Genomic DNA, 9,940 nt, shown 5'->3' on the forward strand with positions numbered 1-9,940 from the left:
CACAAGCAAGCACTCGGGAGACGGGAAGGTAATTCAGCTTCCCATGCTCGCCGGTTAAAACGGTAGCAAAACGCATTGAGATATTCTTGCAAGTAACCTGATGACACTCCGTGATATGTTCCCGGCAAGAATGCCTTAAGGTTGCCAATGGCGATATGTACCCATGGCAACCACTCACCAGCTTTGTCTGGCGAGGTCACGCGTGCGGTATGATTCTGTGTTTTGCCGATTTCGGCTAAAGAAGACAATGCATCACTTCGCACGCATTGATCAGGTGACAGGTGCCGCTTTACAAACTGTGATACCGTTTCCCGGTTAACACCAGAAGCCTGCTGCATGGCAATAAAACCGGAACGCTTCTCCCGGTTCTCAACGGCTACCAACACCGATGTTTTTCCCTCGGCGCCCCGGCCGCGCTTTCCTCCAGTATGGCGCCCTCCAATCAACGCATCGTCTATTTCAATCGATTCATGTAATCGATATATGCTATCCCGGTGTCCCATGGCAATGCGAATCTTTCGCAGCATTCTGCTGGCGGTTATCCAGGACACGTTTATTTGTTTGGATAAACGCAAAGCAGAAATACCGCCTTTATCTGATGCAACCAGGTAAATTGCCCAAAACCACTTGGTTAGTGGCAGATTGGTTGAATGAAACAAGGTGCCTGCCGTTAATGAGGTTTGTTTGTGGCATTGACTGCATTATCAATAGCCACGCGTCTTAATACTGTAACCACCATCGTGACCACAACATGAACAGCGAAAACCTTCCGGCCAGCGTCACTCTATTAATGCCTGCACGCAGCCTTCTTCTGTACCGTACTGTTTTTGCCAATCTATCAGCTCATTTCCCGGTCTTTCATTGTCGTTCCTTTATCTCATTGATATTAATAAATAAGATGAGAAATACTGAGAATAATTCATAGGCATATTAAATAATGGTGCGATAGCGCTGAAAACAGCACAACAAATCCAGGATCAGGCAACAAAACTATCGACACGGCAGATGATGGCCTGCTTTGAAGTGATCCGCTCACCGGGTATATTTCAATTGTCAATTAACATAATTTTGCCGGTTATTGGCTGGTACTCTATCAATATGATATTGCCGGGTTCAGTGAGCTTGTCAGTGACATGGCGAGGCGTGCCTTGCAGGCAATAGTCGTTCTATTGAAAAGACACAACGCAGACCATGGATGCTGACAAGCGCACCCACAGGGCGTTACCATGGTGTCCTGCAACTGCATTACAGTACTTGAAAAGGGAGTAACCTTTCCCTGCGTGCTGCGCCTTGTTGCATAACACTACGGTAACGCTGCACCAGGCAATATCATATTGATAGAGTACCAGGCTGTTTTGCTGCATAATAATTAGCGATTTTAATATATTCTTCAACAGTCAGGTTTTCCGCGCGCAAACCGGGGTCAATCGCCAAATGGCTGAAGTCTTCACCGGCAAGATGGCCGGACAGGGTGTTGCGTAACGTCTTGCGCCGTTGTGAAAATGCGGCGGTAACGATGCGGGAAAACGCTGATTCAGCTGATTCACTGGATAAGGCCGGCGTCGGCTGCCGGATCGGACACATACGTACGATGGCTGAATCAACTTTGGGTGCCGGGCGGAACGATTCGGCGGAAACCGTTAGCATGCGTTCCATTTCAAACCGGTATTGCAGCATGACGGACAGGCGGCCATAGTCGGCTGTAGAAGGAACGGCAACCATGCGCTCGACCACTTCCTTTTGCAGCATAAAGTGCATGTCCCGGATTGATCCGGAAAACCGGGCGAGATGAAAAAGCAGCGGTGTTGAGATGTTGTAGGGCAGATTGCCGACAATACGCAGCTGATCGCCTAATGAAAAAAAATCGAACTTCAGTGCATCGGCTGAATGGATGGTCAGTTTTTCCGGCGGGTAATCTTGCCGGAGTCTCTCGACGATGTCCCGGTCCAGTTCGATGACTGTCAGATGCGCGAGTGTTTGTATCAGAGGTACGGTTAACGCGCCGAGTCCGGGTCCGATTTCCACCATCTGGTCATCCGGTTGCGGGCAAATGCATTGGATGATTTCCGCTACGACCCAAGGATTGACCAGAAAATTCTGACCAAAGCGTTTACGCGCTTTGTGCGCCATGTGCTTCATGGCGTCTGCCTGCTTTTTGTGCCTTCTGTATCTGCCGTGCCTTGTGCGTCTGATGTTGTTTTGGTGTTTTTGGACAGCTCAATTGCCAGTTCAATTGCGGTGAACAGGCTGCCTGCATCGGCTTTTCCGGTTCCGGCCAGATCAAGCGCCGTACCGTGATCCACCGACGTGCGGATGATCGGCAGACCCAGCGTTACATTGACGCCGGCTCCAAAACTGGCGTGCTTGAGTACCGGTAACCCCTGATCATGGTACATGGCGAAAATACAGTCATAGTTTGCCAGTTGCGCCGGGTTAAACAGTGTATCCGCAGGCAATGGGCCGCTAAGCTGAAAACCTGCCTGACGCAATGCATCCAGCGCCGGAATAATTGTATCGATTTCTTCCGTACCCAGATAGCCCGATTCGCCTGCATGCGGATTCAGGCCCGCAACAGCAATGCGCGGACGGGAAATACCGAATCGATTGATCAAATCATGCTGAATGATACGCAGCTTGTTTTCCAGGTTTTGGCGGGTAATCGCCGCAGGCACATCTTTGAGCGGCAGATGGGTGGTCGCCAGTGAAATGCGCATGCCGCCGCCGATCAGCATCATGACTGTCTGGCTGCAGGTTATCTCTGCCAGATATTCGGTATGCCCGGTAAACGCAATACCGGCGTCGTTGATCACGCCTTTGTGAACGGGCGCGGTTACCATGGCGTCATACAGGCCTCTACTGCAACCGGTCACGGCATGCTGCAGCGTGTCCAGAACATACGCTGCGTTGGCAGGGTTCAGCATGCCATGCTGTACCGGTTCCCGAACCGGCCGGTGGCTGACCTGCAGAGAACCCGTGCGGTGCGGGCCGGGCCGGACATTGGTGGCATCGGTTAGCTTGACCGGCATGTCAAGGTGTTGCGCACGCGTCTTGAGTAATTTGCGGTCGGCAATGATTACCAGTCCGCAGGACAGCGGGTATTGCGCCATTTGCAGGCAGATATCCGGCCCGATGCCGGCCGGTTCGCCCGCTGTGAGCGCAATAACCGGCAGCGTTTCAGAGATCATTAAATATCGTCGCTCCGGTATTCGACATAGGCCTGATCACGAAGCTGGCGCAGCATTTCCTGCACGACGACTTCGGCTTTCCGGGCGCGGATTGCCTGCTGTGCGTTTTCGCGCTGATGTTCGTCGCTGACATCCTGTTCGCGGCGTTCGATGACCTGTATCAAATGCCAGCCAAACTGAGTTTTCACGGGATCGCTGATTTGCCCCGGCAGCAATTGGTTCATGGCTTTTTCAAATTGTGGCACGGTATTGCCCGGGGATAACCAGCCCAGATCGCCGCCCGCCGAGGCGCTACCGTCCTCTGAGTGCAATTTTGCCATTTCGGCAAAATTGGCGCCCTGCTCGATACGCGCTTTAAGTTGCAGGATTTCCTCTCTGGCATCGCTGTCCGATGTTAACTCATTCACCTTGATCAAAATATGGCGTGCATGGATCTGGTCGATCACAACGGCTTTGTTTTCCAGTTCACGCCGGTCGACGATCTTGAATATATGAAATCCGTTCGGACTTTGCACTACGGGCGTGATTTCGCCGGTTTCCAGCGGTGACAGCAGTTGCGCAAATGTGGGTCCCATCTGCGTGATTGGGCGCCAGTCGAGCATACCGCCGCGCATGGCGTCCTGCGCATCTGAAAACTCGGCCGCAACATGTGCGAAATCAGCGCCTTCCTGAAGTTTCTGCAGCGCCTGTTCGGCACGTACACTGCGGTCATGAATTTGCGTGGGGTCCATGTGTTCAGTGACTGAAATCAGAATATGCGCAAGCAGGAATTCCTCATTACCGGCTGCTGAAGATTCCTGGGTGCGCAGGAAGTTGTCGATTTCACCTTCGGTAACATTGACCTGGCTGTTAATCTGCCGTTCTTTCAATCGCGCCAGAATAATTTCGTCGCGAATTTCCTGGCGGAATTTATTAAAACTGATGCCGTCCTGCTCCAGCGCCGAATAAAATTCCTGCAGGGACATTTTATTTTCATCGGCGATACGGTGAATGGTTTCGTCAAGTTCGCTGTCGCTGACGGACATGCCGATTTCCCTGGCATGCTGCAGTTGTATCGATTTGATCACCAGCGTTTCCAGCACCTGACTTTGCATCGAATCCTGCTCTGGCGGCTCAATACCCTGCTGCCTGAGATTGCGCGTCGCGGTGATAACCGCGTTGTCCAGCTCCTTTTGCGTAATCACATCTTCGTTAACAATAGCCGCGATACGGTCAAGCAGGAGGGTGCCCGTTAAGATTTCCGGGTCCGGATCAATTGGTTCGGTTTCATCACCGGGCGAATCCTGTTCGTCTGCGAACAGTGGCGCATCGACGGGCGAGCCGTTTTCAACGGTTTCGGCAGACGGCTGCAACGGAAACAAAAACAGAATGCCAGTGACGAGGGCAAGTAGTGTTCTTTTTGACATAAATTTACGGATAACAACATACAAAGGGTTTAACAGGCCGGTTATATCAATAAATGCTGGCATAACCTGGAATGCTTTGCTCCAGTACACGTAACGGATTGGAGCCGATATTCATCAATCCGTTCAATTCAAGCTGGACGAACACGGCGGTCGTGCTCCGGCTTGTCGCCGTCGTCAATTTCTGCACCACAACACGGAATTTGTAGCAGCAGGAGATATATTCAAATCCCGCCAGACCCGCAAGCAGCCGGTCGTCGCGCAACGAATAATTTATGCGGGCGACGGTATGCCAGTTGGAAAAAAACGGCCATTGAATCGACGTGTCCACCTGCTTGATTGCGGTGTTGAGCTGATTATCCGGGATATCGATGCTTTCCCGTACGTCGCGCGTATAACGGTATCCGAGGTTAATGACTTTGCCCAGCTCCGGCTGATAGCTGATGCCAGCGCGGATTTTTTCCGTGCGCAGCGACTGCTGGTCAAGCTGGATGTTGACGTTCGTACTGATTTCGCGGGTAATGCGCCCGGCCAGTGCGGCAATAAAATCAGCTCTGCGGCTGGTGACCTGCGAAGAATCCAGAATGACCTTGCGATCGGAGAAGCGGAACTGTTGCCCGACCGCGGCTCTTAACCGTTCGATACCCGTCGACGGTTCCAGCAGGCGTGAAGTCAGCGCCAGCGTGATTTGATTGGCATCGTTGATGCGGTCGTTACCGCTGAACCGGTTTTCAGTGAGCATCTGTGCAAAACTGAAATCCGATTCGGCGGAATCGAAATTGGGCAGAAAGCTTTGATCCTTAAAGGGAGCGTAGACATAGAAAGCGCGCGGCTCCAGCGTCTGGATATAATTATTGCCGCCGATAGTAACATTGCGGTCAAAGATCACGCCGCTGTCGAGGCTGACGATCGGTATCATCCGGTCGGTATTGCTGCCGACATTGCCGACATTTTCGGATAATGCGTACTGGGTATAGTGCAGGCCGAATTTCGGCGTGATGAAACCGTAGGAATTTCGAAACGGCACGCTGACGGTAGGATAGAGGGTCAGACGCCTGCCCTCGGTGCGGTCCGCACTTGAATGCGCGAAATTGGTCCAGGTTGCATTCAAACCGAAATCCATGCCGGCGACATTGCGCTTTAGAGCATTCATGGACAGCTGCGGCAGGCGCTTGTAAGGCGAGATGATCAGCAGATTTAGATTCTGCGGCAGGAACGGATCCTGCAAGGTCTGAAAACGCTGCGCAATCGCGGAAAGACTGATCGTGCCGTCAAGGCCCAGGTCGCCATGGTAAAACAGCCCGGCCTGTTGCAGCAGGTTTGTCCGGCTGGTTTGCGACAGATTGTTGGACAGGTCGCGCAAAAAACGGTTGTCCGATACCCGGTTATAATCCAGCTGGCCGCGCCAGCCGTGTCCGAGATACTGTGCATGCTGAAATGACACGCCATAGCGCGTTTTGTGGGTGTCAAAATCATCGGGCAGGATGTCGGCCTGAAACCGGCCATGCACGCCATGACCGATATAACGTACTTCATTGCTGAGCATGAAGCCGCGCTCCGACATGACGCGCGGCGCGATGGTCGCGTCCATGTTCGGTGCGATGTTAAGATAAAACGGTATCGCCAGATCGGCGCCGCTGCGTTTGGTGTGGCCGACAACCGGCGCCAGAAACCCGGTTTTACGCTGGCCGGTGTATGAAAAATCGAGCCAGGGCGTATATAGAATGGGAACGCCCTTGAGAACCACGCTGACGTCGCGCGCCACGCCGACTTCCTCTTCACTGTTGATTTTCAGATCGCGTGCCTGGATGTACCAGTCTTCGTCATCGACAGGACAGGTCGTGTATTCACCTTTTTTCAAACGAAACTGGTTCTTACCTTCAAAAAACAGCATTTCTCCTGTGCCGCGTCCGTCGCCTTCTTTCATGGTATAGCGCGGCTCGGTGAGAAAACCGATCTGGGTATCCAGGTTCAGCTTGAGGTGGTCGCCCTCAATAAAATCATTTTTCCTGTCCAGGCGAATGTTGCCGTTGACTTCGGCATCCTTGGACTGTGGAAAATATTTCATGCGGTCGGCTGTCAGCGTCATGCCGGCATGACACAGCGTGGCATTTCCGGTCGCTTCCATTTCCTGCTCGTAAATGCCCTCCACGCTGTCGGCTTCGAGTATTACGGTGTCGGGTCCGGTTTGTGTCACTGTGCTTTCACCGGTTGGCACTGTTACCGATACCGCGGGTTTCTGGCGGGGTTTGATAATGGTAGTTTCTGCCAACAGCGCCGAAGACAGGCAACAGCTGATGATCAGACTCATAATAGAACGGAAAGCGCGGTTTTTTTCTTTTTTCATGCTTGTGTTTTTAACACCGGCTGCTGCGCACCTGCCTACATTCGATATGTTCAGTATGTCAGATCATACGCCATTGAACGATTGACGGCATTATTGCAATTCCGGGTGTATTCCATCCTGCAGCGCGGACAGTGTTTTGATGTCATGCGCATTGTAAACCTGTTATTAACGCGTATGCGGCAACGCAGGTAGCTTCTCAATGGTCTGAACGCCGCACAAACCGCGCGGGCCGGTTATTGCGATTATCATCATCCCGGTTGAAAGCGCTATCGTTTGTTTTTCAAACGCGCAATTATATGATAAAGCCGATCAATAACACAGATGCGTGGTGAAATAAACGTGATGGAGACGGAGATCAGTTTGTACAGAAATCATGAAAGCTTTGATTGTTGCGTATGAATATAGTATCAAGAGTTTAGCGCGAGCTGACTCTTCCAGGCTAATAACTTTTAGCCTGTACTGTTTAGTTGCACTATATTTTTTCCTTTTGTCACGTTGTGTTAATCCACACATACTCAGAATCGCTATTTTTGTTGCAGTTTGGCAGCATGAATTTTTTGCATTTCGTATTCCACCACTGACATGGTTTAATAACCCCGGACAACCCAGTTAAGAGATAATAAACTTAACAGGAGGTTGATGGTAACAAGAAAGCAGTATTCGAAGGAATTCAAGCTGGATGCGATCAGCTTGGCTTTGGATCAGGGTTATACTATAGCAGAAGCGGCGCGCAGTCTGGAGCTCAGGGCTAATATGATTATGTGCAACGCAAGGATAACTGGTCAGATGACCCGCATCATGGGGAATTGCTTGAAGTGGCTCGAGATATAGCGAAATCCAGTCATTTCACTTATGGCAGCCGCAGGATGAAAAAGGCGTTGCATTAGTTGAATTATCTGGTTGGTCGGTGAAAAGCTCGAAGCCTGATGAAAGAAGCGGGTGTGTAGGTAAAACACAGGAAGAAATACAAGGTGACAACCAACAGTAATCATAAGCAGCCAGTATTTTTTCAACCTTTTGATTTTCTGAGCTGAACTTGCTATTCTCATTCTACTTTTAATTCAGTGTGTCACAGCAAATTACGTACCTATGCGACCGTCAGTTGCACTCAATCTAAACCGAAATGCTGCTCGTAAAATAGTGAATCGTTTTCGTGCGACGAATCTACGTGTGTTTGGATCAGTACTCCATGGAACAGATAAAGACGATAGTGATCTGGACTTATTGGTGGATACTCTTCCAGGCGCAACGCTGTTCGATCTTGGTGAATTGCAGGTCGAATTGGAAGAACTGTTGGGTGTTAATGTTGATTTGCTAACACTTGGTGATCTGCCACCAAAATTTCGTGATCAAGTGGTGGGCGAAGCGCGACCTGTGTAAGAATGAATCGACTTTCTGATTATCTTAACCATATAAAACAAGCTACTACTGATGCATGTGGTTTTGTTGAAGGTCTGGAAAAAGAAGATTTCCTTGCTGACAAGCGAACACAGCAAGCAATAATTATGTTTGTAGTTTTGTTAAAGGTTTGGAAAAAGAGTAATGGCTATTTGCGAGAACGTTTAAAGTTTTGTGGCCATTTTCTGGCTGTATGCATGACAGCCAAAATACGGATATCTTTGTCAGTTATCTGGTAAACGAGAATGTATGGAAAATCATTCATTACCATCTCGCGCGTACCAAAAACACGGCCCGGTCGACCAATTTCGGGGTGATGCAATAAATTATCAGCAGCAGCTTTTATTCTAATTAAAACGTTATAAGCAGCATTGGCATTTTCTTGTGCAATAAAATCGCCAATTGATTTCAAATCTTCTAGTGCTTCATTAAGCCATACAACAGCCCTCATGCTTTAAATTTATTTATGATGGCATCGACATCATCGCTTGAATGGAACTGTGCATTTTTTCCTGAAGCAATATCCAAACGTTCTTGAATTTTTTTTGTTTGCCAATCGTAAATTTCAAGATAGTGATCTATAGCCTGATTAACCAGCCAATTTCGAGAACGATCCAAACTGTTTGCGATAGCATCTAATTTTTGTTGTTTTTCTGGTGTCACTGATACACTCATGCGTCCTGTTTCACTTGCCATTTTTAATTCCTTAATCAGGTGTAATCATAGTTAATCGTATCACATAGATAAATATGATTTGCAAGCTGAAATTACAAGTGAATGTTGAGGCTGCATATTCCGGCCCAACTTGAACACCTATTCTGGCTCAACGTGAACAAGTATTCCGGTTGAAGATCAACATTTTTGCTGATTTTTCGGAATTGGCGTTCAACATGCCGGAATCGCTGTTCAGTGCGGCCGGGCAAGGTCGTTTATTCTAATGGGTGGTCCAATTGTTTGTTCAAATCTGTGGTTGCCCGCAGGCACCAACCCTTTCTGGCTTACAATCCGGGCGATTCACTTCAGTCAAACTGTCAGCAATGGCGAATGGCACGGCGTCCAATCAATTTTGGTGGCTTGATCTCCAACCACTTGTCTGGTTCAACCGGCCATCGCCAAACCTAAGCAAAACATCGTCCCACAGAAAACACTTCTCTCGTTCTTAACATGTGATAACAGGCGCGCGCCAGTTTATGCGCTACCGCCTTGATGGCAACAATGCCGTTGCGCTTGGCTTTCTTGCGTTGATAAAATTTTCTTGCCGGTTCGCAATAGCGCACCGCAAAGTTGGCCGCTTCGACATACGCCCACGCCAGATACCGGTTGCCATTCCTGGTGTTGCCGCTGCCTTTCTTTTTACCGTTGGATAGATGCGCACTACCGACACAACGACAGTACGAAACATAATTGCCGGCGCCGGCCCGGCAATAACTTTCCAATACAGCTTCAACACGGTCAATCTGCTCTTGCAGTGCATGCATGACAGCCAGGCTGGTTTGCAATCCGAGTATTTCGGTTGAGCTAAGATTCAACTGTGCTAAATCGGCCTCAGTCAGTTGTTTGATCGTGTTGCTGTTGGCGCGTGCTCCAGTATAACGCTGCATCGCCGA

General features: G+C 49.7%; 7 protein-coding genes and 3 pseudogenes. 2 read left to right on the plus strand and 8 right to left on the minus strand.

Annotated elements, in window-relative coordinates:
- The 5 genes and pseudogenes from BMY60_RS13920 to BMY60_RS13940 form a co-directional block, all read right to left on the minus strand.
- Positions 1 to 842 (minus strand): annotated as a pseudogene (locus tag BMY60_RS13920) (IS1595 family transposase); the annotation flags it as partial.
- 487 nt (positions 843 to 1,329) lie between these two features.
- Positions 1,330 to 2,130 carry a 16S rRNA (adenine(1518)-N(6)/adenine(1519)-N(6))-dimethyltransferase RsmA gene (rsmA, locus tag BMY60_RS13925; RefSeq protein ID WP_090334452.1) on the minus strand — a complete coding sequence of 267 codons (801 nt, stop codon included), beginning with the start codon at positions 2,128 to 2,130 and terminating at the stop codon, positions 1,330 to 1,332.
- 5 nt (positions 2,131 to 2,135) lie between these two features.
- Positions 2,136 to 3,185: a 4-hydroxythreonine-4-phosphate dehydrogenase PdxA gene (pdxA, locus tag BMY60_RS13930; RefSeq protein ID WP_090334442.1), complete on the minus strand. Its 1,050-nt coding sequence runs from the start codon at positions 3,183 to 3,185 to the stop codon at positions 2,136 to 2,138.
- Entirely contained in the window at positions 3,185 to 4,654 is a 1,470-nt protein-coding gene (locus BMY60_RS13935; protein ID WP_256250880.1) for a peptidylprolyl isomerase, read from the minus strand. Before BMY60_RS13935 ends, pdxA begins: the two co-directional genes overlap by 1 nt.
- Complete coding sequence (locus tag BMY60_RS13940) at positions 4,638 to 6,935, minus strand: LPS-assembly protein LptD (protein ID WP_090334443.1); 2,298 nt, start codon at positions 6,933 to 6,935, stop codon at positions 4,638 to 4,640. Before BMY60_RS13940 ends, BMY60_RS13935 begins: the two co-directional genes overlap by 17 nt.
- Before the next feature lie 639 nt (positions 6,936 to 7,574).
- On the opposite strand from BMY60_RS13940, the pseudogene BMY60_RS16415 reads away from it, so the two are divergent.
- Both BMY60_RS16415 and BMY60_RS13950 read left to right on the plus strand, forming a co-directional pair.
- Positions 7,575 to 7,942 (plus strand): annotated as a pseudogene (locus BMY60_RS16415) (IS3 family transposase); the annotation flags it as partial.
- Between the two features lie 82 nt (positions 7,943 to 8,024).
- Positions 8,025 to 8,315, plus strand: a complete 291-nt coding sequence (locus BMY60_RS13950; protein ID WP_090334447.1) for a nucleotidyltransferase domain-containing protein — start codon at positions 8,025 to 8,027, stop codon at positions 8,313 to 8,315.
- A 166-nt stretch (positions 8,316 to 8,481) separates the two neighbouring features.
- Here BMY60_RS13950 and BMY60_RS13955 read toward each other — a convergent pair whose 3' ends face one another.
- From BMY60_RS13955 to BMY60_RS16080, 3 genes and pseudogenes are all read right to left on the minus strand, one after another.
- Positions 8,482 to 8,784 (minus strand): type II toxin-antitoxin system RelE/ParE family toxin, encoded by a 303-nt coding sequence (locus BMY60_RS13955; protein ID WP_090334448.1) that lies wholly within the window; start codon positions 8,782 to 8,784, stop codon positions 8,482 to 8,484.
- A complete protein-coding gene (locus tag BMY60_RS13960; RefSeq protein WP_090334450.1) occupies positions 8,781 to 9,029 on the minus strand; it encodes a CopG family ribbon-helix-helix protein in 249 nt (82 codons plus the stop codon). The genes BMY60_RS13955 and BMY60_RS13960 overlap by 4 nt, the downstream gene beginning before the upstream one ends.
- Before the next feature lie 422 nt (positions 9,030 to 9,451).
- Positions 9,452 to 9,940, minus strand: a pseudogene (locus BMY60_RS16080) (hypothetical protein); the annotation flags it as partial.

Source organism: Nitrosomonas sp. Nm51, from assembly GCF_900111165.1.
Lineage (GTDB): Bacteria > Pseudomonadota > Gammaproteobacteria > Burkholderiales > Nitrosomonadaceae > Nitrosomonas.

Bases quoted from the DNA above. Each gene is read 5' to 3' on its own strand.
- BMY60_RS13935 (WP_256250880.1), bottom strand. From the start codon at position 4,654: ATGCCAGCATTTATTGATATAACCGGCCTGTTAAACCCTTTGTATGTT.
- BMY60_RS13960 (WP_090334450.1), bottom strand. From the start codon at position 9,029: ATGGCAAGTGAAACAGGACGCATGAGTGTATCAGTGACACCAGAAAAA.
- rsmA (WP_090334452.1), bottom strand. From the start codon at position 2,130: ATGGCGCACAAAGCGCGTAAACGCTTTGGTCAGAATTTTCTGGTCAAT.
- BMY60_RS13950 (WP_090334447.1), top strand. From the start codon at position 8,025: ATGCGACCGTCAGTTGCACTCAATCTAAACCGAAATGCTGCTCGTAAA.
- BMY60_RS13940 (WP_090334443.1), bottom strand. From the start codon at position 6,935: ATGAAAAAAGAAAAAAACCGCGCTTTCCGTTCTATTATGAGTCTGATC.
- pdxA (WP_090334442.1), bottom strand. From the start codon at position 3,185: ATGATCTCTGAAACGCTGCCGGTTATTGCGCTCACAGCGGGCGAACCG.
- BMY60_RS13955 (WP_090334448.1), bottom strand. From the start codon at position 8,784: ATGAGGGCTGTTGTATGGCTTAATGAAGCACTAGAAGATTTGAAATCA.